The following is a 22,205-nucleotide window of genomic DNA, read 5'->3' as shown; positions in this document are numbered from 1 at the left end:
GCGTGACCTTCATGAATATTGTCGAGTATCGAACCCACGTTGATGTATTGCTTGAGCGACTGCGCGTTGCCGATGCCGTGCCTGGCGAGTACGCCGCCCACTACACCAACGCTCAGACACCGAGATACCTATTGCAGTCAGCCGCAGAAAACAAGATGCGGCAGTTTGACGGTGACTACATGAACGATCCGGAAGAGGGGCGCTACGTTGTCGATGTCATGATCGCCGCCGCGCAAGCCTGCACTCACCAGTTCAAGGGTGTGTTTGTCGAGCGCCTCACCAAACTGCGGGAGTCCCGTCTCCTTTACTCTGCATATCGGAAAGCTACTTTTCTCTCATGCTGGACGATTACACAGATCAAGCCGGGGTTAGAAGATTCAAGTGACTCGTTGAATCACTGGCGCTTCTATGGAGACGACGGAAGGGGTTCTTGCTTAATGGTTCCCTTGGAAAATCTCCTCCCAATTTTTCCAGATCAACTCTTTCATGTCACTTATGGCACAGAGTCGCGTGGTGGAGGGGCCGCTGCTGCAGAGCGACCCATACGACAACTAAAGGACGGATTAACGAACCGGCTCAATGCACTGCGGCGTTCATACGGCAACGCGATGCAAGATTTGGAAGAGGTCATTCAAGCGACACACCCCCTACTGTTCCTATTCAAATCGTCCGAGTACGCAGCGGAGCGCGAGGTGAGGTCGATTGTTCACAAGCCAGATTACGCTACCGCATCTGGTGTCTTGTTTGATCAACGCGAACCGAAGCGCGCCTACATCGATGGCAATCCTGGCCTTGTTTCTAACAACTCGATTCTGTACTTCGGTCCCAAAGCTGATCACAAGCACGCAATCGAGGTCATGGGGCTCGCCGCAAACCTCGGCGTCGATCTCCGCGTGTTTGTCAGTTCGATGCCCTATCGCTAGGGGCCTCGGTGCAGCCGAACCCTTCCATCGAAGGACGTTAAAAAGGCTAAGCCCTTGCGCTGCCTTTCATGTCAAACGTAGATATCTCGATCAAGATGCGAAGCACGACTGATCTTCTCGCTTGGCTGAGTGCCGCCAATCAACGGTATGGCGCAGAGGGAATCCCCCACAAGGGACGTCCCTTTTATGCCATGAGCGATTTCACTCGCGAACACAATTGTTCACTGGCCATGGACGATCCCATGACCAAGAAGATCTTCGATTGGTTCTACGAGAACAGTCCACCTGGAGCCCATCAGGTAGGGTCAGTCTATACAGGTGTTTATCTCTATGACACCGCCTTCTGGCCAGTCCACGTGCCATTTATCTTCGGCGAAGGCAGTGTGAATGCGCTTGACTGCCTGGAAACCATGCCCGCTCAGATAAAGAGAAAAATCGAGAAAACTCACCACGACATCTGGACGTACGTAGTCCACTGGGCAAACTGCGTGGACTATAGCTATGGCTGGCAAGATTTGAGCGGAACATCTAGGCTTCAGCCCAGAGCCTCAAAGCTACTCGGGGCAGCTCACTCCGAGCTTGTTGGTGCCAATGCTCAGCTTCTGGAGCATCGTCCGAACGTGAAAGCCATCCTGGGCATGCGCATGGCAACTGAGATCTTCCTCAAAATGGTCTTGGTTCAGGAGCGCAACCTCACCGAAAACCAACTGATGAAGATAAGTCACAAGCTGGAAGAGGCAGCGAATGCATGTGCTGACGCCACCAAGGAGAAGTTGTTTGAGGAGATCGGTAAGCGCGCCTTGCTATATCCCCCGGTATCAGCAAGATACGACGACACAAATTGGTCCAGCACGAGTGTTTGGCAGGCCGCAACCCTGACCCAACTCACAGCTGCAACAGTCACGCGCCGCTATACGGATCGCGATATGCGCGCGTCAATCATTCCTCCAGAGCCGTTTCGCTCGTGACCACCGCTGGAAAGAGGCCTACCCCCTCGCTCAAGCGGAGTGCCCCAGGCAGGCCATCAGGTCCGGGCTGGTGGTATGTCGTACATGTTCGTCAGTCTTGGCCTGGGGTCATACAGTCGTCGCCCGCTTAGCCCGAGCGTCGAGCAACCGCTTCTTCAGTTGCGGAACGCCCGCTCCCGGTCGAGAGTGCATGCGAGGTGGGAGCGCTGCGATGCAGCCTTTCAGCCTCGCTTAGCCCGGGATTGATGTAAGACAGCAGCCCGGTGCCTCTTGGGCGCGTCCTACGAGATCCATCAACTCGATGGGAGACCATCATGGGAGCCGTAGGCAATGCTGTTTATCAGGAGCCGTGGGAGAAGGGCAAGATCATCGGGCAGAAGGCGCCCTTCAAGCTCAAAGATATCTGGGTGCTGCGCGAGCGCCTCCAGATAGAGGGTCGTGTGCGCGAGCCCGCACTCTTGAATCTCAGCATCGATAGCAAGCAGCGTGGATGCTACGTCTTCCCTCTCAAGGTCCGGGACGTGTGTCATGGTGACCAACTGGCGGCAGGCGCCATTGTTATGCAGCACAGGACCCAGCACCCGGTGAAGTTCGAGATCATTGCCGCCATTCGAGGAGCCCTACAGGCTTAGATCAAGCAAGCGGCGCAGGAGTGTCATCAATACGTCCAACGAGGCTGCATATAGCCACATTCCCTAAGCCCAGTAGATTCGGTAAGGTCCTCCCTGCGGTTGGGAACTGGGTAGACTCTGAAACAATATGTGAATCATCACGGAGGTGAGATGAAGCTCGTCAAGGCGCATGTGACCGACTTCCGGTCGGCGGAAGATAGCGGCGAATTCGAAATCGGTCAGGTCATTTGCCTCGTCGGAAAGAATGAAGCCGGCAAGAGCGCGCTTCTGCAGGCGCTTGCAGCATTGAATCCGCACCCATCCACCCCGCAGACCTTCGACAAGGAGCGGGACTATCCCCGGCGTCATCTTGCGTCGTACGCCGATCGGCATCCCAAGGACGGTGCGGTTGCCATTCAGACCGAATGGGATTTTGAGGATAAAGAACTGGCCGAGCTTGACGCCTTGCTGGGCAAGGGGGCCGTGGAGCGTCGGGTGAAAGTTCAGCGCAGATATGGTGCGAATTTCACATCTGCCCCCAGCATTGACTTTAAGAAGGTCCTCAGCCACCTGTTCGAGAAATTCGAGGTTACCGGGGACGACCTCGCTCCCCTGAGTGCCGCCACGACGACCGATCAGCTGTTGAATGCGCTTAAGGCCGTCCAGACGCGCACCGAATCACAGTCCAAGCTGCATGCTTACTTGGAGGCCGAAGGCTCGGCGACTGCGCAGGTCAACAACTTTGTTGCCCGAAGCCTTCCGAGATTCATGTATGTTTCCTCGTACGACCGGATGGACGGGACCGTGCAGTTTCAGCTTGTTCAAACGCTGCAAAGTCAGAATGCTCTCGATCGGGAGGAGCACAGAGGAAAGAAGCTGTTCCTAGAGTTCCTTCAGTATGCAGGTATCTCTTTGTCGGAGTTGCTGAAGCAGAACACGTATGAAACGTACAACGCGCTGTTGCAGGCCGCTTCTAACAAGATAACGGACCAAATCCTCGAGTACTGGACTCAGAATCCGGATCTAACTGTCGAGGTGAAGGTGTCGACAGGGATGACCGGTGACCCTGCGCCCTTCAACGAAGGAACTGTTGCTCGCGCGCGGATTTACAACGCGCTTCATCGCGTCGACACCCCCTTCTCGGAGCGTAGCGCGGGGTTTGTCTGGTTCTTCTCGTTCCTGGTTAAGTTTGCCCAGGTCAAGAACGAGGCTGCGCCTGTCATTCTGCTGTTGGACGAGCCTGGCCTCACACTGCACGGAAAAGCTCAGGCAGACCTTCTGCGCTTTTTTAACGACAAGCTCGCACCGCACCACCAAGTCATCTTCTCCACGCACTCACCGTTTATGGTGCCTGTCGGAGATATCGCTTCAGTGCGCGTGGTTCAGGACATGATCGAGTTAAAGGGGGCTCGGCGAGTTCCACTTGGCACGAAAGTCCGCGACGACGTCTTGACACAAGACCCAGACACACTCTTTCCCTTGCAGGCAGCGTTAGGCTATGAGCTGACCCAATCACTGTTTATTGGGAAGAACACGCTTTTGGTGGAAGGTCCCGGCGACATCCTTTACATGCAAGCATTCAGCGACGCACTCCGTCGGCGCAAGCGAGGCGGGCTTGATGCGCGCTGGACCATCTGCCCTGCTGGAGGCATCGACAAGATCCGACCGTTCGCATCACTTTTTGCTGGCAACGCGTTAAATATTGCCGTGCTTTCCGACCAAGCAGCGGGCGACAAACGCAAGATTGACGATCTACGGAAATCCCAGATTCTTAAGGCGGGTCAATTCCACACTGTCGCTGACTTACTTGGGCGTCCTGAGGCAGATATCGAAGATCTTTTGGCTCCGGGTCTGCTGGTCGATATCCTGAATGCCGCGTATCACCTATCAGGCAAACACCAGCTCACGACGAAGAAGCTTGATGACGCCGACAAATCCAGTTCCCGCCTCATCAAGAAGGCTGAGGCGTATTTCAAGCTGTTGCCCGACACGATCGACATGCTGGATCATTTCGCACCGGCCGCTTGGCTTGTACGACATGGCGAGATTCTCGATGCGACGTCGCCTGAAGTGGACGAGACGCTGGACCGGGCCGAGGCAGTGTTCAAGACCTTCAACGACCTTCTCAAGGGTTGACCGTCAGGCGCCCGCACAGAAAGGGTTCTGGCGCATTGGGCTATACAGCTATCGCAGCGTTAGCTTTGTGTGGTCGGAAGGGGCATGGTCATCGCACCATGGGTGCCCATAAGCGTGCCGCTGAACTTCGACGTTGAACGTCGGCTCTCGGACGTCGAGATAGCTGAAGCCTAGGGCCGCATCGGGTCGACAGCACCCTCGGCAGCCAGCCGAAGCTGTCGTTGGTCGCCTAGCAGCGTCGGAGGACGCTGATGTCGCCAGTTTGGTCGCAGACATGCCGGCAGGTCCGATGGCACAGCACCGGATCTTGAATGACAGGTCCCGGTAGTCGCAGTCACTCGGTCCCTGAACCTGATCGGCTGCACCCAGTCTGAAGCGGCCACTTAAGCGATGCTGGAGGCCGTACTCGGGGGGGGGGAGGCGAGGGCAGCTCGGAAATCAACGCTCTTCAGCGATGGACTTCCGGCCTTAGCGCTTCATCGCTGTGGCATATCCTTCACCGAATACCCAAGACTCACAGTCGCATCCTCCGGAATCCCCGGCATCGTCGCATTCCAAGCCTGCCACTGCGCCCGCATCGCCTCCAGCCGCTGCGGCTCCTTCTTCCCCAGGTTCGCGCGTTCGCGCTCATCGGCCGGAATGTTGAACAGGTACTCGTTGCCGTCGACCTTCAGGTACTTCCAGTCGCCGTCGCGCATGGCTTCCTGGCCGCGGTGGTTCATGCGCCAGTGCAGGGGGCGGCGGAAGGTGTGGGTGGCGTCTTTCAGCACGGGCATCAGCGACACGCCATCGAACGGGTACGCCGCGTCGGCCTTCACGCCGGCGGCGTCGAGCATGGTGGCCGACCAGTCCATGGTCATGCACAGCTGGGTGCTCTCGCCGCCCTTGGCGATCACCTTGGGCCAGTGCGCGATCCATGGCACGCGGATGCCGCCTTCGGTCAAATCCATCTTGCCGCCGACGAGCGGCCAGTTGTCCGAGAAGCGCTCGCCGCCGTTGTCGCTGGTGAACACGACGAGGGTGTTGTCGGCCATGCCGTGCTTTTCGAGCGCGGCCATGATCCAGCCGATGCCTTCGTCCATGTGATGGATCATGCGGCGGTACACGTGGATGTTGCCGCCCGACAGGTCGAACAGGTTGTCCTTCACGAGCGGAGCCTTGTCGGCGTCGTCGCGGGTTTCCCACGGCCAGTGGGGGGCGGTGTAGTGCAGGCTCAGGAAGAAGGGCGCCTCTTGCGTGGCCATGCGTTCGACGTAGTCGACGGCGCGCTTGGAGAGCACGTCGGTCAGGTAGCCCTCGTCGTCCTTGTGCTCTTCTTCGCCGTACCAGAGGTCGTGGCGGCCGGCTGAATCGCAGTGGGTGAAGTAGTCGACACCGCCCGACATGGGGCCGAAGAATTCTTCATACCCCGAGCGCAGCGGGCCGAAGCTGGGCGGGTAGCCCAGGTGCCACTTGCCGATGAGCGCGGTCTTGTAGCCGCTGTCTTTCAGCAGCGACGGCAGGGTGGGGTGCTCGGTGGGCAGGCCCAGCGTGGTGCTGCCGCGGCTTCGGCTGTTGATGGGCTCTTCGGCCGCGCCGCGCAGGCGGTACTGATACCGCGCGGTGATCATCGCGAAGCGCGTGGGCGAGCACACGGGCGAGTTCGAGTAGCCCTGTGTGAGCTTCAAACCGTTGGCGGCCAGGCCGTCGAGCACGGGCGACACGCGGCCAAAGGGCGCCTCGCGGCCGCCGTAGCAGCCGAGGTCGGCATAGCCGAGGTCGTCGGCCACGATGAAGATGATGTTGGGGCGGGTGCTGCGTGTCGTCATAGATCGCTGGAGGGTTTCAATCAGGGTTGGTAGCCGGACTTCTGCACGACAGGTGCCCATTGCGCCTTGTAGGCCTTGAGCATCGCGGCGGTCTGCGCCTGGGTGCTCACCACCGGCGTCATGCCGGCGTCCTTGAACTTGCGTTGGGTGTCGGGGTCTTGCATCACGGCGTGGATGGTGGTGGCCAGGCGTTCGACTTTTTCCTTGGGCATGCTGGCCGGCGCGAAGAAGGTGTTCCAGCCGGTGGCGGCGAGGTCGAGGCCGGCTTCCTTGAAGGTCGGAATGGTGGGCGCGAAGGGCGAGCGCTTTTCGCCCGACAGCGCCAGGATGCGCAGCTTGCCGGCGGTGTGCTGCGGCAGCACGACGTCTTCGGTGTCGACGGCAATGGGCACCTGGCCGCCGATCAGGTCATTCAGCAGCGGGGCGGAGCCGCGGTAGCCAATCACCTGGGTCTGCACCTTGGCCTTCTCGCCCACCATGAGGCCGAAGAAGTGCGGCAGGCTGCCGGTGGCGGGCACGCCCACGTTGGCCTGCTGCGGGTTGGCGCGCATCCATGCGAGCAGGTGGTTCAGCTCGCGCACGGGCAGGGTGGGCGACACGGCCAGCGCAAAGTCGTAGGCGTTGACGTGCGACACGGGCACGAAGTCGCGCTCGGCGTCGTAGCCGTTGTCCTTGAAGACGAGTGGCGCCACCACCATCACGGCGGGGTTGGCGAGCATCAGCACGTTCTGGTTGGCGGGCGTGGCCTTGGCCTGCTGCGCGGCCAGGCGGCCGCCCGCGCCGGGCTTGTTGTCGACGATCACGGGCACGCCGAGCTGGGCCGCGAGCTTGTCGCCCACGATGCGCGCCACGCGGTCGGTGGCGCCGCCGGGCGCGTAGCCGACGACGATGCGCAGCGGGCTGTCGAGTGCGGCTTGGGCGGCCTGTGCGCGCGCGAGCGTGGGGGCGGCGATGGCCGCCACGAGGCCGGCCATGGCCAGCACGGCGGCGAGGCGACGGCGGGCCGGGTTGAAGGAAGAAGCGAAAGCGGGGAGGGCGCGCGGGATCATGAAGGGTGTGTCCTTGTTGTCGATCGGTCGGTCAGTCGTTGGCCTGGAAGTTCACGGCCTTCATGATGCCGGCCCAGCGGGCAATGTCTTCGCGCATGGTCTTCACGAGCGCCTCGGGGCCGTCGGCCACGGGGTACATGCCGTTCTGCAGCAGCAGCTGGCGCACGTCGCGCGAGTTCACGGCGCGGATGATTTCGGTGCGCAGTTTCTCGGCGGTGGCGGGCGGCGTCTTCAGCGGCGCGTAGTAGGCGAACCACGCGGTGGCCACCACGTCCTTGTAGCCGCTCTCCACGAAGCTGGGCAGCTGCGGCATGAGCGGCGAGCGCTTGTCGCCGCTGGTGGCCAGCACTTTCACGCGGCCCGTGGGCAGCATCTGTTGCGCGCCACCGATGGTGTCGAAGTACACGGGCACGGTGCCGCCCATCACGTCCTGGCGTGCGGGCGTGGAGCCGCGGTAGGGCACGTGCACCATCTTCAGGCCGGCCGCGCGGTTGAGCATTTCGCCCAGAAAGTGCGAGGGCGTGCCGGCGCCGTACGAGCCGAAGCTGACCTTGTCGCCCTGCGCCTTGGCCCAGGTGATGAACTCGGCCAGGGTGTTGGCGGGCACGTCCTTGTGCACGGTGAGCGCCAGCTCGAAGCGCGCGGCGTTCACGAGCGGCACGAAGTCCTTGATGGGGTCGTACGACAGGTTGCGGTAGGCGCTGGGGAACATGGTCATCATGCTCGCGGTGCCCAGCAGCAGGGTGTGGCCGTCGGGCGGCGCGGTTTTCACGGCCTCCACGGCAATGCGGCCGGCGGCGCCCGAGCGGTTGTCGATGATGAGCGGGCCCAGCGAATCGCGCACCTGGTGGGCAATGGCGCGGGTCAGCACGTCCTGCGTGCCGCCGGCGGGCACGCCGATGAGCACCTTGATCGGCTGGCCGGGGGTGAAGGCGGCGGGTTGCTGCTGCGCGAACGCAAGCGGTGCGAAGGACGCAAGGGGGGCAAGGGCCAGCCCGCCAAGGGTGGTCAGGGTGCGGCGGCGGGTCGGGTCGGGAAGCTGGGGCATCGTCAATCTCTCCGGGGTCTCGTTCGGCGTTCGGCAGGGTCTGTGCGTGGCCGGGGCGGGTGGCCGCGGCTGCGGACGATTCTGGAGACGCTACATTCGATTGATCAAATCAACCATCGCCCGGATTTACCCGGCCTTTCGAGACCCCGCCCCATGACCGCCGAAGACGCCGCCACCTCGCCGCGCCGCCCGCTGGACGACCTGCTGCTGTACCGGCTGTCGCGCCTGCTCGCGGTGGCGGGCAGCATGGTGATCCGGCTGTGCGAGGGCCGCTTCGGCATCACGCGGCGCGAGTGGCGCCTGATCGCGGTGCTGGCCAGCCGGGGCGAATTGGGCTCGTCGCAGCTGGCCGAGCATGCCCAGCTGGACCGGGCGCGTACTTCGAAGGCGGTGGGCTCGCTGGTGGCCAAGCGGCTGGTGTCGCGCACGGCGCTGGCGGGCGACCGGCGGCAGGTGCGGCTGGGCCTCACGGCGTCGGGGCAGGCGCTGTACGACGAACTCTTTCCGCTGGTGACGCGCATCAACGCCGAGCTGATGGGCACGCTCGACGCGGACGATGCCGCGCGCTTCGACGACGCGCTGCACCGGCTGCAGGCGCATGCCGAAACCATGGTGGCGCAGGCGGTGCTGCCCAAGGCCGACCGGGGGCGCCACGCGGCGGCCGCTGCGGCAGCGGCAGCAGGCAACGGCAAGAAGAACAGCACGGCGCGCAGCGGCAAGGCCGTCAGTCCACCTTCATCCCGGTCGCCTTGACGATGCGGCCGTAGCGCGCCTGCGCCGTGGCCAGGCGCGTGGTGGCGGCGGCATCGGTTTCGGCCAGCGGCACCATGTCGAGCGAGGCCAGGCGGGCCTTCAGTTCGGGCAGGGCCAGCGCCTTGTGCAGCGCCTGGCGCAGGGTCTGCATCACGGGCTCGGGCGTGGCGGCGGGCACCATGGCGAGGTAGAGCACTTCGAACTCCAGGTCTTTCAGGCCCAGCTCGCCGACGGTGGGCACGTCGGGCAGCAGCGGTGCGCGCTGGCGGCCGGTGACGGCCAGGGCGCGCAACTTGCCGCCCTGGATCTGCGGCAGCACGCCGGGCGTGGCGACGATGCCGGCCTGCACCTCGCTGCCGAGCATGGCCATCACGGCCGGGGCGTTGCCCTTGTAGGGCACGTGCACGATCTTCGCGCCCGTGGCGCTCGCGAAGATCTCGGCGGCAATGTGCCCCGGGCTGCCGTTGCCGGCCGAGCTGAAGGTGGCGGGCTCGGCCTTGGCCTGCGCGATGAAGTCGGGCAGCGTCCTGGCCTTCACCGAGGCGGCGGTGGTGAAGCTCAGGCCCGACGAGCTGAAGATCATCAGCGGCTTGAGGTCTTTGGCCGCGAAGGGCATCGACGCGTACAGGTGCGGGTTGATGGTGAAGGTGCTGTCGATGCCCAGCAGCACGGTGTAGCCGTCGGCCGGGCTCTTGGCCACGGCGTCGGCACCGATGTTGCCGCCCGCGCCGGGGCGGTTGTCGACCACGAAGGGCTGCTTCAGGTCTTTTTGCAGCGCGTCGGCCAGCGCGCGCCCGAGGATGTCGATGGGGCCGCCGGCGGGGAAGTTGACGAGGAACTTCACGGGCTTGGCGGGGTAGCTCGCCTGGGCCTGCGCGGCCGGGGCGGCGAGGCCGAGGGCCAGTGCGGCGCAGGCGGCGGCGAGCGTGAGGCGGCGGCGCGCGCCAAAGGAAGAGGAAGGTTTCGAGGAAAAAATCGTGGTCATGGCTGCTGTGTCTGTCTCCGTATCCACGGCACTCTAGAAGGCTGCGCGGCGCGGCACAACTGAAGTCTCTTCCGCCAGCTATTCCCTCTGGTTATATTTGAAAGCACATCGCCCCAATGGCTTCGAGGAGAACCGCATGTCAGCCATGAACTTTGAGCGCCTGAAGATGCGCCACCTGCAATGCCTGGTCATGGTGGCGCAGGAGCGCAACCTGGTGCGCGCGGCCGAGGCGCTGTCGCTCACGCAGCCGGCGGTGTCGAAGACGGTGGCCGAGCTCGAAGAGATCGTGGGCCGCCGGTTGCTGCTGCGCCGCCGCCGCGGCGTGGAGCTCACGCCGGCCGCCGAGGTGCTGGTGCGCCACGCGGTGTCGGCGCTGCGCGGCCTGCGCGAAGGCCTGGGCCTGGCCATGGACCAGCCCGAGGCCGACCAGCTGCGCGTGGCGGTCGGCGCCTTGCCGAACATGGCGGCGCATCTGCTGCCCGAAGCCGTCGCGCGGCTGCATGCGGCGCACCCGGCGATGCGCGTGCGTGTGGTGAGCGGCACCAACGCGCAGCTCATGACGCAGCTGCGCCAGGGCGAAATCGACCTCGTGCTTGGCCGGCTCGCCCAGGCCTCGGCCATGGCCGACCTGGCCTTCGAGCAGCTGTACAGCGAGGTGCTGCTGCTGGTGGTGCGCCCCGGCCATCCGCTGGCGTCGCGGCGCAAGCCCACGCTCGACGCGCTGGCCGCCTACCCGCTGGTGCTGCCCGTGTCGGGCACGCTGATCCGGCACACGGCCGACGCCTTCCTCATCGCGCAGGGGCTGGCGCTGCCCGCCCGCCTGGTGGAGGCGACGGACACCAGCTTTGCGGTGGGCCTGCTGCAGCGCTCCGACGCGGTGTGGTTTGCGCCCCAGGGCGCGGTGGAGGGCTTCGTGGCACGCGGCGAACTCAAGCGCGTGGCCATCGACACGGCGAGCACCGAAGGCCCCGTGGGCGTGACCGTGCGGCGCGGCAGCGAGACGGGCGAGGGCGCGCGGCTGTTGCTGGACACCATCCGGGGCATTGCGGCCACACGCGCTGCCTGAAGGGTTTCTTCAGGCTTCCTTCAGAATAGATCGAGCGCTCGGTCTAATAATTCGGGCATGACCGAATTCCGCGAGAACCACCGTGCGCAAAGTTGACCCTGAACGCCAGCAGGCCAAGCGCCGCCAGATCCTGGAGGCCGCGGGCGACTGCTTTGCGCGGCGCGGCTTCCATGCCACCACCACCGCCGAGATCTGCACCGCCGCGGGCATGAGCCCCGGCAATCTCTTTCATTACTTTCCCAGCAAGAACGCGATCATCGAGGCCCTGGCCGAAGAGGAGTGGCGCGACACGGCCGCGTACTTCGCCGCGATCGACGACGACCCGCCCGACCCGCTGGAGGTGGTGCTGTCGTTCCTCGACGTGGTGATGGTCTTCGCCTCCGACCGCAGCTACTCCCGGCTGGCGCTGGAGGTGGCGGCCGAGACCTTGCGCAACCCGGTGGTCTGCGCCAGCGTGGCCGCGGGCGACACCGAAATGCGCGACGGTCTCGCGGCCCTGCTGCGCAAGGCCGCGGCGCGCGGGCAGATCGACCCCGAGCTCGACCCCGTGCAATCGGCCAACTGGATCGCCGCGCTCATCGACGGCGTGTTCTCGCGCCTGGCGCTCGACACGGGCTTCGACCCCGCGCGCGAGGCACCGATGCTGCGGCGCGTGGTGGGCCGCTTTCTCGCGAAGCCGGGGCGGGGCGCATGAACCCCACTCCAGTAGCGGGCGAGCGCCAGTCGCTCGTCGATGCATTGCGCGGCTTTGCGCTCTTGGGCATCCTGGTCGTGAACATCGCGGCCTTTGCCTCGCCGTACTACGGCCAGCCGCTGCCCGACCCGATGATGCGTTCGGGGCTGGACCGCGTGGCGGCCTTTGCCGTTGCCTTCCTGTTCGAGACCAAGTTCTACCTGCTGTTCTCGTTCCTGTTCGGCTACAGCTTCACGCTGCAGATGCAGTCGGCGCAGCGCAGCGGCAAGCCCTTCGTGCCGCGCCTGGCGCGCCGGCTGGTGGCGCTGTGGTGCATCGGCGCGCTGCATGCGGTGCTGCTGTTCCATGGCGACATCCTCACGACCTACTCGGTGCTCGGCGCCGTGCTGCTGGCGCTGCGCCACCAGAGCGACGCGGTGCTGGCGCGGTGGGCGCTGCGGCTGGTGCTGGCGACCGCGATGGTGTGGGGTGCCATCGGCATGCTCGCGATGCTGGGCGGCCCGGCGACCGAAGACGTTCTTCGCACCGCGAGGGCCGACGCGGCCTCGGCGCTCGCGGCCTACCGGGGTACGGCGGCGACGGTCATCCGCCAGCATCTGCGCGAGCTGTCGCAGGTGTGGATCGTGCTCGGGCTGGTCCAGGCGCCGATGGCGCTGGCGATGTTCTTCGCGGGCGTCATCGAAGGCCGCCGCAACCTGTTCGCGCGAGCCGACCGCTACCGCCCGCTGTTCAAGCGCCTGCTGGTGCCCGGGCTGGTGCTGGGGCTGCCGGGCGCGGCCGTGTATGCGTGGACCGCGTCCGTCGTGCCGGGCTCGCGCTGGGACGTGCTCGGCCTGGCGGTCGGCGTCTTCACCTCGCCGTTGCTCACGGCGACGTATGTGGGCGCGATGATGTTGCTGTTCCAGTCGCGCTGGGGCGGCTGGCTGGCGCAGGCGCTCGCACCGGCGGGGCGCATGGCGCTGTCGAACTACCTGCTGCAGTCGGCGGTGTGCGCGTGGCTCTTCCTGGCGTACGGGCTGCGGCTCATCGGCGAGTTCGGGCCGTTCATGAGCCTCATGGTCGCCTTCGGCATCTTCGGCGCGCAGATGCTGGTCAGTCGCTGGTGGCTGGCACGCTTTGCGTACGGCCCGGTGGAGTGGGTGCTGCGCGCCTTCACCAACCTCGAATGGCCCGCCCTGCGGCGTATGCAAGGGTCACGTTGAGCGACGAGAATGCCCTCGTTCCAACGAGGAGGATGCGCCGATGAGTTCCATGGAAGACGTGTGGGCCTACCGCGAAGAGACGCTCTACCCGCGCCTGTTCGGCCCCGAGCGCACCGGCATCTACGTGCTGGACTTCGACGACTTCAAGGCGCTGGGCGCCGAAGACGTCGATCCGCGCTGGCTGCACCTGGGCGTGTTCGAGTTCGCGCCCACGCCCGTGCGCAACACCTGGCTGTACGTGACCTCGGGCGGCTCCACGCCCTGGGAAACGGAGCCGGCCGACTACGAGCCCGAGGACTATTCGTGGATCGGCTCCGAACTGGTCATCGAAGTGCCCTCTCAGCCGCAGGACCAATGGGCCATCAAGCTGCTGCGCCGCCTGCTCGCCTACAACGTGCTGCTCGCGCACTCGCACTTCGGTGAAGACAAACAGCCCTTCGACTACGGCGACCGCATTCCCGTCGGCGAGGCGATCCGCGAGAAAGGCACCGTGGCCCTGCGCCATGTGGTGCTGATGGAGCCGAAGCACTACCCCGCGACGGCGCAGCTCGACTCGGGCCGCTTCGACTTTCTGCACCTCGTCGGCATCAACGATTCCGAACGCGACTGGGCCAAGGCCCACAGTTCCGAGGCGCTGCTGCGACTGCTCGAAGTGCATGGCGGCGCGCCGGTGACTGACGCGCGGCGCAAGGCGGTCGTTTGAGCCGCGCCAAAGGTGCGGCCGCCGTCGGCGGTGCCGAGCGTTCGCACGGGCGAGCGCTCGAGTTGGCCGAGTCGCTCGGCGCCATGGGCCCCATCGAGGTCAAGCGCTTCTTCGGCGGCTTCGGCCTCGTGCAGGCCGGCGTGCAGTTCGCCTTCGTGATGAAGGGCACGCTGTACCTGCGCGTGGACGACGCCACCCGGCCGGACTTCGAGCGCCTGGGCGCGGTGCCGTTCTCGTACGCGACCAGCGCCTCGACCGTGAAGGTCGCGAGCTACTACGAGGCGCCGGTCGACGCGCTCGAAGACCCGCACGCCTTGCGCGACTGGGCGACGAAGGCGCTGGCGAGCGCGCTGGGTGCGCGCAAGCCCGCGCGCCGCAAGCCGGCAGCCAAAGCCATCTAGTCGATTCCTCAGCGCGACAGCAACGTCGACAGCTGAAACACCGCAAAGCCCAGCAGCAGCGCACCCGACAGCTTGTTGATGCCCTGCAGCACGCGCGCGCCGAGCTTGTGCCGCACCATCGACACCACGCTCGACAACCCCAGCCACCACAGCGCCGAGCCGAGGAACACGCCCATCACCATCGTGAGCGCCGCACCGCTGCCGCTGCCCACATGGCCGCTGCCGAGCGAAGCGAACACCGCGACGAACGACAGGATCGTCATCGGGTTGGCCAGCGTGAGCACGAACACCGACAGCAGCGCCTTCACCGGCGTGGCCGCGTCTTCCGCGGCCCGGGCCTGCGTGGCCGCTGGCGCGCGCAGCAACTGCACGCCCATCCACGCGAGAAACGCCGCGCCGCCGAGCGCCAGCGGCACGCGCGCCGCGACCATCGTCGACACCACGGCCGACACGCCGAAGGCCCCGATGGCGCCATAGCAGGCATCGGCCAGCGCGGCGCCCAGGCCGCTGAGGAAGCCGATGGTGCGGCCATGCGCGAGCGTGCGCTGGATGCACAGCAGGCCGATGGGGCCGACCGGTGCGGCAATCGAGAGCCCGATGACAAGGGCCTTGAGAAAGAGAGGAAAGTCCATGCCGACGATTGTTCGATGCGGCCCGCATGACGAGAATGGCGAAATTCAGGCGCACGGCATGCCTTGCCTGAAATCGGAAGCGAAATTCTCAATCGGGCCTGAAATCCATGGAAATCGACGCCAAGAACTGGCAGATCCTCGATGCGCTGCAGCAGGACGCGCGCACCTCGCTCACGGCACTCGCACGGCAGGTGGCGCTGTCGGTGCCCTCGACCTCAGAGCGCGTGAAGCGCCTCGAAGAAGCCGGCGTCATCGAGGGCTATCGCGCCGTGGTGCCACCGCGCAAGGCGGGCTACACCGTCACCGCGCTGGTCGGCATCACCACCGCGCAGCCCGACAAAGCCCGGCTGCTGAAACTGCTCGGCAGCCGGCGCGAAGTGCTCGAGTGTTTTCACGTCACGGGGCAGGACTCGTACGTGCTGAAGGTGGTCGCGCGCGACATCGAGCACCTCGAAGCCTTCGTGAGCAGCATCAACCACCTGGGCGAGACGCGCACCTCGATCGTGATGTCGGTGCCGATCGCGGCGCGCGCGGTGGCGGCGCCGGCGGGCACCGTGCCCGACTGAGGCGCGCTTCTCTTGCCCCAAAAAAATGGTCCGCACCAGGGCGGACCGAATGGACCCGCCTGACGGGCTCCTGGAGAAACGGAACATCCGCGGGCGCAGGGCCGCCCGCGGTCATTCACTCACTTGCTTGCTTCTTTGCGCGTGACAGTCTTCCCTGATCAGAACGAGTGGCGCAGCCCGACGTCGTAGCCCGTCGAGGTCTTGGGCACGAACACCCCGGTGTTCACGAAGGCAGGGCCGCCGACCGTGAGCGCCGCGCCGTTCTTGTTGCTGATGCGCGCGACGGTGGCGTACAGGGCGGTGCGCTTGGACAGGTTGTGGATGTAGCCGATGGCCAGCTTGTTGGCCTTGGGGTCGGCGACCGACGGCGTGAACGGCAGGTTGACGGTGTTGAGGTCGTACTTGACCTGCGAGTACGAGGCGCGGATCAGGCCCGGGCCGACCGGCGCGGTCACGCCGATCAGGTAGCCCGTGAGGTCGACGTCCGGCACGCCGCCGACCAGCGGCGTGACGGCGTAATCGCGCGTTTTCTTGATTCTCGACAATTCGCCGAACAGCTTGATCGCGCCGAAATCGTAGGAGCTGCCGAGATTGAAGGTCTTGACGTTGTCGGTGGTGCCTGCATAGAAATTGTCGGCCGCCGTGCTGTTGCCATACGACACCGCCACATCGAACGGACCATTGGCATAGCCGACACGCCCGCCCAGGTAGCGCCCCGCGCGCGATGCGGCCGAATTGCTCGAATTGAGCGCACCCGACGCATTGACGCCGGGCGGCGTTGCCGTGCCGGGGTCGTATTTGGTGTTTTCATGCAGCGCGTACATGAATTGACCATAAAAGCCGCCGAGATTCTTCGGCAGGAAATAGCCGATCGAATTGCTGGCGCGGTTGTAATTGAGGTCGCCCCCGAACCCGCCCGAGCCGCCGCCGGCGTTCGTGTTGGCGGCGGTGAAGATCAGGCTGCGGCCCACGCCGACGATGCCGAAGGGGTCGAACACGATGTCGTTCCAGGCCGTCGGCACGTAGTCGCGGCCCAGGCGCAACTCACCGAAACCGCCCGACAGGCTGACCGTGGAACGGCGCTGGAAGGTGGTGATGCCGGTCTTGCCGTCGTCGGGACTGATCGGCGCCTCGAGCCAGAAGCTGGCCGCAAGCCCGCCGCCCAGGTCCTCGGTGCCGCGAAAACCCAGCCGGCTCGTGGAATAGCCGCCCGAGCTCAGCGCGGTCTGGCTCGCGGTGCGCGTGCCCTGGTTCACGTAGAACGGGTTGAACAGCGTGGCGCCGTTCATGTCCTGCGATTTGGACGAGTAATTGCTGATGCCCGTGTCCACCACGCCGAACAGCGTGACGGAAGACTGCGCATTGGCGAACCCGACACCGAACAGTGCGGCGGCCGTGAGGAATTGTCTTTTCATTGTTGCCCTTGAATTGAATATGAAATTCATCGATCCCACGCACCGCGTGGGAGCTCCGGTTCGGCATGCGGAAATAAATTCAATTGATTTCTTCTGCCTTCCGCATGGTTCATGCGTCTGGGCAAATCATATCGATCGATTGCGACAGGAAAAGACCGAAACCGCCTTTTTCAATTACGTTTTCCGTGCAGCCGGATTACGAATTGGAAAGCTCCGCTTGCCGCTTGCAGGGAATTGATGAATTGGTCTTCATCCTGTCGTTTTTGTAATTGAACCGTTCGCGCGGCGACGGTCCGAATTTCTAGCGTGTCGGCATGGCGAAGCAAAACCGCCATCGCCGAAGCGGGTGGTCCTCTTCGGCGTTCAACGAAGGAGATGACACATGACGAACAGGAAGATGGCCTTTGCGCTGGCGGCGATGGCCGCCGCAGCGCTCCCGCTGGTGGTTGGCGCACAAACCAGCCAGCAGCACGTCGAGGGGCCGGCGCATTTCGCGGCGACCGAAGCCGGCATCAAGGAGCACCCCGAAAACGCCGGCCCGGGCAAGACCGACGCCCAGGTGGTGGCCGAGCTGCGCGCCGCGCAGCAAAGCCCCGAGTGGGCCGGCGTGCTGCGCTGGGGCGCACCGATCCCCGTGAAGGCCACGCAACCCCGCACGCGCGCCGAGGTGGTGGCCGAGCTGGAGCGCGCGCAGTCGCAACCGGGCTGGGAGCGCGCCTCGCGGCTGGGGGCGCCGATGGTGTTGCCTGCGGCGGCGCCTGCGCGGTAGGGGAGAAGAAAGAAGACGGCGGCGGGAGCTTCAGCCCGCCGTCGCGCCCTGCATCACCGGCGGCTGCCCCATCGCCGGATCGTTGCCCTCGAAGCGCATCTTCGGCAGGAACTGCGGGTACTCGCGCTGCATGAAGTCGATGACGCCTTCGCGCACGTAGCAGCGCAGGTCGAAGGCCAGGCCGGAGGTGGCGGCGGTGCAGAGCACGCGGACCTGCATGGTGCGTTCGGTGGCGTCGGTCACGCGCAGGTTGAAGAAGCGGCCGTCCCATTCAGGCGCGGCCTTCACGAGGCGTTCGACCTCGGCGCGCAGCGGCGCCAGCGGCGTGCCGTAGTCCAGGTAGAAGAAGACCGAGCCGAGCAGTTCGGCCGAGTGGCGGGTCCAGTTCTGGAACGGCTTCTCGATGAAGTAGGTGAGCGGCAGGATCAGGCGCCGGTCGTCCCAGATGCGCACGACCACGAAGGTGCCGGTGATTTCCTCGACCCGACCCCATTCGCCCTCGACCACGAGCACGTCGTCGATGCGGATCGGCTGCGACAGCGCGATCTGCAGGCCGGCGATGAGGTTGCTGAAGACGGGCTTGGCCGCCAGGCCCGCCACGATGCCGATCACGCCTGCCGAGGCCAGCAGGCTGGCGCCGACCTGGCGTGCGCCGGGGAAGGTCATGAGCATCATGGCGCCGCCGGCCACGACGACGACCGACATGGCGGTGCGCGCGAGCACGCGGGTCTGCGTGAGCACGCGCCGCGCCTGCAGGTTGTCGGAGATGTCCGAAGGGTGCTGCGCGAGCACGCCGTCGGCAAAGCCGCTGATGGCCTTGAGCACGAACCAGGTGCTGGCCGCGATGAGCAGCAGCCCCGTGAGATGCCGCACGCTGCCGATGAAGCGCAGGTCGTCCGGCGCCGCCTGCCACACCATCATGAGCGCCGCCAGCGGCAGCACCAGCCGCGCGGGGGCGGTGCAGTTGAGCACCATCGCATGCACGGCGGGCGCCGGGCGGGTGATCCGCCTGAGGACCATGCCCCCGATGCGGTGGGCGAGAAGGGCGAGGGGCGCGGCGATCAGGGCGGCAATCCAGGTGCCGAACCAGGGGTGTGCGAGGAGCTCTTGGGTCATCAGGCGGGGGTGGTCTTTGCTTCTGGGGTGGTGTCGTTCAGTGGTTGAAGAATGCGCGCTGCGTCGTCGCGCAGCTGCGTGGCGAGCGCCGTGGCCAGGTCGAGCCGGCGCACCAGCCAGGGGCTGATGTCGTTGTCGAACGGGTCAGGCAGTGGAATGGGGCCGCCGACGGTGGTGGCCCCCGTGCTCTCGGGGTGAGAGGGCCCTGCGATCGGAATGGTTCCCAGGGCGGCCTCGATGCGTTGTGCGGTGCGCACGAGCGGGCCTTCGATGTCGCCCGGCGTGAGGCGGTCGCGCCGCAGCACGAGCATCGACTTCACGGCGCTGAGCTGCGCGAGCAGCTGGTAGCTGTGGGCCTGCAGATGCTCCAGCGGCTCCAGCGGTGGCTGCACGGCGCGCGGTTCGGAGAGCGAACGCTGCGTGGCCTGCACGAGCGCCGAGAGGCTGTCGTAGGCCTCGCGGCGCGCGAGCCGCCATTCGAGCTCGGGGCTGCTCTGGATGGCCTGCAGCTGGCCCAGGCCGAGCGCGAGCCGCGCATGGCGCGCCTGCGCGGTGAGCACGCGCGCCACCAGCGCCGGAATCTGCGTGCGTTCCCACGAGGGCAGCACGTAGCAGAAGCCCCAGGCCAGCGCGGCGCCGATGAGCGTGTCGGCGATGCGCTCGAACAGCGCAAAGATGGGCGCGGTGCCGGTGTTCAGCATGTGGGCCTGCAGCAGTCCCAGCACGGTGGCGGCCACGGCGGTGACGAGGTAGCGCCGCACCGCGAAGCTGTGGGCAATGGCCTGCGCGATGGTCACGGTCACCAGCAGCATCAGCGGCGACGGGTGCGCCGACAGCAGGCCCACCGCGAGCACGCAGCCCAGCAGCGTGCCGGCGACGCGGCTGTTGCGCCGCTCCAGCGTCTGCGAGAGGCTGCCGCGCAGCACCACCACGATGGTCAGCAATATCCAGTAGTCGTGCGATCCCCAGGGCATCGACACGGCGATGCCGTAGCCGGCCGCGATGGCCAGCGCCGCGCGAATGGCGTGGCGCAGCGGCGGCGCGTCCCAGCGCCACAGCGCGAGGAAGGGGCGCAGCGACCAGTCGGTCGGGCTCACGAAGAGCTGCCAGTTGGCGCGCACCACGGCCAGGTTGGGCTCGGCGTCGCCGCGCGCCATGGCCGCCAGGCGCAGCACCTCGTCGTTGATGTGGCCGATGCGGCTGGCCAGCCCGCGCGCGAGCATGGCGGCCGAGGGGCCCATCTGGCCGTGCGTGTCTTCGTCGTCCGCCGTCACATGGATCGCGGCCAGGCGCGGCCGGCGGTCGGCCACGGCGGCGGGGTGGCGGCGCATGAGCAGCGCATCGGCCAGGCCGGTCGTTTCGTCGGCCAGCTCTTCGAGGATGCGGCGCATCTCGACCAGCGCCTGCGCGTGCGACGGATGGGCGCGCAGGGCGTCGAGGTCGAGCTCGCTGGCGAGCAATTGGTCGCGCATCTCGAGCACGATGACGAGCATGCCGGCCAGCCGCTGGCGGCGCGGCGTGCGTGGCGACTCGAGCACGATGTCGCGCGTGGCCTGCAACTGGTCGGCCAGCGCGGCCTGCTCACGCAGCAGCTGGCCCAGCAGCGAGGCGGGGGTGTCGCGGATGTCGCGGGTCTCGTCCTGCGGCGTGAACTGGCTGGCCTCGGTGCGCATGAGCGCGGCCAGTGAAAACAGCACGTCGGCGATCGACTGCGTGCGAAAGCGTCCGTTGAGCAGCAGGTTGGCCAGCGTGGCCCACACCACGTACAGGCCGGCGCCCAGGCCGAATTCGGTGGTGCGCGCGATGGCGTCCGACAGCCCGGCGGGCGCGGGCGTGGCCATGGAGAAGACCATCGAGAACATCACCGCGATCGCGATGGGAATGCCGCGCTTGCCCCAGGCCATGGCCACGAAGGCCATGAAGGTGGCGGGCACCAGCAGCAGCCCGAGGCGGATCGGTGCGCCGTGCAGCATCTGCACCGCGAAGAACAGCGGCAGGCCGATGAGCGGCGCCGGCAGCATCTGCAAAAACTTGCCGCGGCGCGGGCCGGGCAGGTCGGGCGGCGCCGTGACGATCACGCCGGTGGCGGCGGCCGAGGCGGCCAGGGTGCCCAGCCACAGGTGCACCCCGCCCGAGATCACGAGCAGGCCGAGCGCGACGGTGAGCCCGCTCGCGACGTAGTGGCTCAGCGCAATGCGCAACGCCGCGCGAACCCGCGAGGCGGCGCCCGGCCCCGTCATCACTTGGCGGAGGCGTCGCCCTCGGCGGGCGCCTCGCGCTTGATGCGGGTGAGCTTGCGCGGGGCGGCCGGCGCGGCGGGGGCTGCGGCGGCCGGGGCTTCGGCGCTGCCGTCGAGCGGGGCGGCCGTGGCTTCGGTCACGGTGCTGCGGGCGTACAGGTCGACCGAGGCGTCGGCGGGGCTCGACTTGGTCGAGGCCGAGACGGCGCGCACGCGGTCGCTGGCGCGCAGCTTGTCGTCCACGTTGGCGAACTTGGAGTACTTGGCGAGCAGTGGCACCAGCTGGCCGTACACGCGCGGGGCGCCGGCCAGGCATTCGCGCTGGTCGAGGAACTCGGGCTCGCCCGTGAAGTTGCCGATGAGGCCGCCGGCCTCGGTCACCAGCAGCGAGCCGGCGGCCACGTCCCAGGGGTTCAGGCCGGTCTCGAAGAAGCCGTCGGTGAAGCCGGCGGCCACGTAGGCCAGGTCGAGCGCGGCGGCGCCGGGGCGGCGCAGGCCGGCCATGCGGGGCATCATGTCCGCCATGATGGCCAGGTACTGCTTGAAGTTGTCGCCGGTGCGGAACGGGAAGCCGGTGGAAATGAGGCACTCGCTGAGCTTCACGCGCTTGGACACGCGGATGCGGCGCTCGTTCATGTAGGCGCCACGGCCCTTGGTGGCCGTGAACAGGTCGTTGCGCGAGGGGTCGAAGACGACCGCCTGCTCGATCTTGCCGCGCACCGACAGCGCGATCGACACACAGTAGACCGGGAAGCCGTGGATGAAGTTGGTGGTGCCGTCGAGCGGATCGATGATCCAGACGAATTCGGAGTCTTTGGCGCCGTATTCGGTGCCCGATTCTTCGGCCAGGATGCCGTGCCCCGGGTACGCGCCCAGCAAGGTCTCGATGATGACCTTTTCGCTGGCGTGATCGACTTCGGTGACGAAGTCGTTGACCTGCTTCTGGGAGATGCGCACGGCCTCGACGTCGAGGGCGGCGCGATTGATGATGGCGCCGGCGGCGCGTGCGGCCTTGACGGCCACATTGAGCATGGGATGCAGGTTGGGGGACGACATTCTGGATTGTGAGAAGAACGGGTGGGAGAGGTCCCCAAGAATGCAATCTGGGCGACCCTGCGGTC

General features: G+C 66.0%; 22 protein-coding genes. 13 read left to right on the top strand and 9 right to left on the bottom strand.

All coding sequences use genetic code 11. The features are described 5' to 3' along the window. Positions 1–11: 11 nt before the first annotated feature. The 4 genes from AC1RL8_RS07265 (at position 12) to AC1RL8_RS07250 (ending at position 4,638) form a co-directional block, all read left to right on the top strand. Positions 12–923, top strand: coding sequence for a hypothetical protein (locus tag AC1RL8_RS07265; RefSeq protein ID WP_492684354.1), 912 nt, complete (start codon positions 12–14; stop codon positions 921–923). Between the two features lie 242 nt (positions 924–1,165). Continuing rightward, positions 1,166–1,891, top strand: coding sequence for a hypothetical protein (locus AC1RL8_RS07260; protein WP_492684353.1), 726 nt, complete (start codon positions 1,166–1,168; stop codon positions 1,889–1,891). Between the two features lie 314 nt (positions 1,892–2,205). Further along, complete coding sequence (locus AC1RL8_RS07255) at positions 2,206–2,523, top strand: hypothetical protein (RefSeq protein WP_492684352.1); 318 nt, start codon at positions 2,206–2,208, stop codon at positions 2,521–2,523. 150 nt (positions 2,524–2,673) lie between these two features. Continuing rightward, positions 2,674–4,638 carry an AAA family ATPase gene (locus tag AC1RL8_RS07250; protein ID WP_492684351.1) on the top strand — a complete coding sequence of 655 codons (1,965 nt, stop codon included), beginning with the start codon at positions 2,674–2,676 and terminating at the stop codon, positions 4,636–4,638. A 476-nt stretch (positions 4,639–5,114) separates the two neighbouring features. On the opposite strand, the gene AC1RL8_RS07245 is transcribed toward AC1RL8_RS07250, so the two are convergent. The 3 genes from AC1RL8_RS07245 to AC1RL8_RS07235 all read right to left on the bottom strand — a co-directional run bounded on the left by AC1RL8_RS07245 (position 5,115) and on the right by AC1RL8_RS07235 (position 8,543). Then, positions 5,115–6,446, bottom strand: coding sequence for a sulfatase family protein (locus AC1RL8_RS07245; protein ID WP_492684350.1), 1,332 nt, complete (start codon positions 6,444–6,446; stop codon positions 5,115–5,117). A 20-nt stretch (positions 6,447–6,466) separates the two neighbouring features. Beyond that, entirely contained in the window at positions 6,467–7,420 is a 954-nt protein-coding gene (locus tag AC1RL8_RS07240; protein ID WP_095949153.1) for a Bug family tripartite tricarboxylate transporter substrate binding protein, read from the bottom strand. A gap of 106 nt (positions 7,421–7,526) precedes the next feature. Next, complete coding sequence (locus AC1RL8_RS07235; protein ID WP_307693482.1) at positions 7,527–8,543, bottom strand: Bug family tripartite tricarboxylate transporter substrate binding protein; 1,017 nt, start codon at positions 8,541–8,543, stop codon at positions 7,527–7,529. A gap of 153 nt (positions 8,544–8,696) precedes the next feature. Between AC1RL8_RS07235 and AC1RL8_RS07230 the strand changes: the two genes are divergently transcribed. Next, the gene (locus AC1RL8_RS07230; protein ID WP_492684349.1) at positions 8,697–9,296 is read left to right on the top strand and encodes a MarR family winged helix-turn-helix transcriptional regulator; all 600 of its coding nucleotides are present in this window, start codon (positions 8,697–8,699) and stop codon (positions 9,294–9,296) included. Here AC1RL8_RS07230 and AC1RL8_RS07225 read toward each other — a convergent pair. Then, a complete protein-coding gene (locus AC1RL8_RS07225; protein WP_492684348.1) occupies positions 9,268–10,281 on the bottom strand; it encodes a tripartite tricarboxylate transporter substrate binding protein in 1,014 nt (337 codons plus the stop codon). The genes AC1RL8_RS07230 and AC1RL8_RS07225 overlap by 29 nt on opposite strands. Before the next feature lie 136 nt (positions 10,282–10,417). Between AC1RL8_RS07225 and pcaQ the strand changes: the two genes are divergently transcribed. From pcaQ to AC1RL8_RS07200, 5 genes are all read left to right on the top strand, one after another. Next, positions 10,418–11,347, top strand: a complete 930-nt coding sequence (gene pcaQ / locus AC1RL8_RS07220; RefSeq protein ID WP_492684347.1) for a pca operon transcription factor PcaQ — start codon at positions 10,418–10,420, stop codon at positions 11,345–11,347. Between the two features lie 82 nt (positions 11,348–11,429). Next, positions 11,430–12,041, top strand: coding sequence for a TetR/AcrR family transcriptional regulator (locus tag AC1RL8_RS07215; RefSeq protein WP_492684346.1), 612 nt, complete (start codon positions 11,430–11,432; stop codon positions 12,039–12,041). Beyond that, positions 12,038–13,243, top strand: a complete 1,206-nt coding sequence (locus tag AC1RL8_RS07210; protein WP_492684345.1) for a DUF418 domain-containing protein — start codon at positions 12,038–12,040, stop codon at positions 13,241–13,243. The genes AC1RL8_RS07215 and AC1RL8_RS07210 overlap by 4 nt, the downstream gene beginning before the upstream one ends. Before the next feature lie 40 nt (positions 13,244–13,283). Then, complete coding sequence (locus AC1RL8_RS07205) at positions 13,284–13,946, top strand: suppressor of fused domain protein (RefSeq protein WP_492684344.1); 663 nt, start codon at positions 13,284–13,286, stop codon at positions 13,944–13,946. 83 nt (positions 13,947–14,029) lie between these two features. Beyond that, positions 14,030–14,347: a TfoX/Sxy family protein gene (locus tag AC1RL8_RS07200; protein WP_492684865.1), complete on the top strand. Its 318-nt coding sequence runs from the start codon at positions 14,030–14,032 to the stop codon at positions 14,345–14,347. Between the two features lie 8 nt (positions 14,348–14,355). Here the strand turns inward: AC1RL8_RS07200 and AC1RL8_RS07195 are convergent, their stop codons facing one another. Further along, complete coding sequence (locus tag AC1RL8_RS07195) at positions 14,356–14,979, bottom strand: LysE/ArgO family amino acid transporter (protein WP_492684343.1); 624 nt, start codon at positions 14,977–14,979, stop codon at positions 14,356–14,358. Between the two features lie 107 nt (positions 14,980–15,086). Here AC1RL8_RS07195 and AC1RL8_RS07190 point away from each other — a divergent pair, with 107 nt between their 5' ends. Next, entirely contained in the window at positions 15,087–15,545 is a 459-nt protein-coding gene (locus tag AC1RL8_RS07190; protein ID WP_070063168.1) for an Lrp/AsnC family transcriptional regulator, read from the top strand. A 158-nt stretch (positions 15,546–15,703) separates the two neighbouring features. Here the strand turns inward: AC1RL8_RS07190 and AC1RL8_RS07185 are convergent, their stop codons facing one another. Beyond that, a complete protein-coding gene (locus AC1RL8_RS07185; RefSeq protein WP_492684342.1) occupies positions 15,704–16,960 on the bottom strand; it encodes a porin in 1,257 nt (418 codons plus the stop codon). A 19-nt stretch (positions 16,961–16,979) separates the two neighbouring features. Between AC1RL8_RS07185 and AC1RL8_RS07180 the strand changes: the two genes are divergently transcribed. Both AC1RL8_RS07180 and AC1RL8_RS07175 read left to right on the top strand, forming a co-directional pair. After that, positions 16,980–17,198 (top strand): hypothetical protein, encoded by a 219-nt coding sequence (locus tag AC1RL8_RS07180; protein ID WP_492684341.1) that lies wholly within the window; start codon positions 16,980–16,982, stop codon positions 17,196–17,198. 144 nt (positions 17,199–17,342) lie between these two features. Further along, complete coding sequence (locus AC1RL8_RS07175) at positions 17,343–17,729, top strand: DUF4148 domain-containing protein (protein WP_492684340.1); 387 nt, start codon at positions 17,343–17,345, stop codon at positions 17,727–17,729. A gap of 30 nt (positions 17,730–17,759) precedes the next feature. Here AC1RL8_RS07175 and AC1RL8_RS07170 read toward each other — a convergent pair whose 3' ends face one another. From AC1RL8_RS07170 to AC1RL8_RS07160, 3 genes are read right to left on the bottom strand one after another with little or no spacing between them, the layout of a single operon-like run. Then, complete coding sequence (locus AC1RL8_RS07170) at positions 17,760–18,845, bottom strand: mechanosensitive ion channel family protein (protein ID WP_139704520.1); 1,086 nt, start codon at positions 18,843–18,845, stop codon at positions 17,760–17,762. After that, the gene (locus tag AC1RL8_RS07165) at positions 18,845–21,085 is read right to left on the bottom strand and encodes an FUSC family protein (protein WP_070063164.1); all 2,241 of its coding nucleotides are present in this window, start codon (positions 21,083–21,085) and stop codon (positions 18,845–18,847) included. The genes AC1RL8_RS07170 and AC1RL8_RS07165 overlap by 1 nt, the downstream gene beginning before the upstream one ends. Then, positions 21,085–22,140 carry an inositol monophosphatase family protein gene (locus AC1RL8_RS07160; protein ID WP_307693475.1) on the bottom strand — a complete coding sequence of 352 codons (1,056 nt, stop codon included), beginning with the start codon at positions 22,138–22,140 and terminating at the stop codon, positions 21,085–21,087. The genes AC1RL8_RS07165 and AC1RL8_RS07160 overlap by 1 nt, the downstream gene beginning before the upstream one ends. Positions 22,141–22,205: the final 65 nt, after the last annotated feature.

The sequence above is a fragment of the Variovorax sp. GW822-FHT04E09 genome, from assembly GCF_058800845.1.
This window is presented reverse-complemented; position numbering and strand designations above follow the sequence as displayed.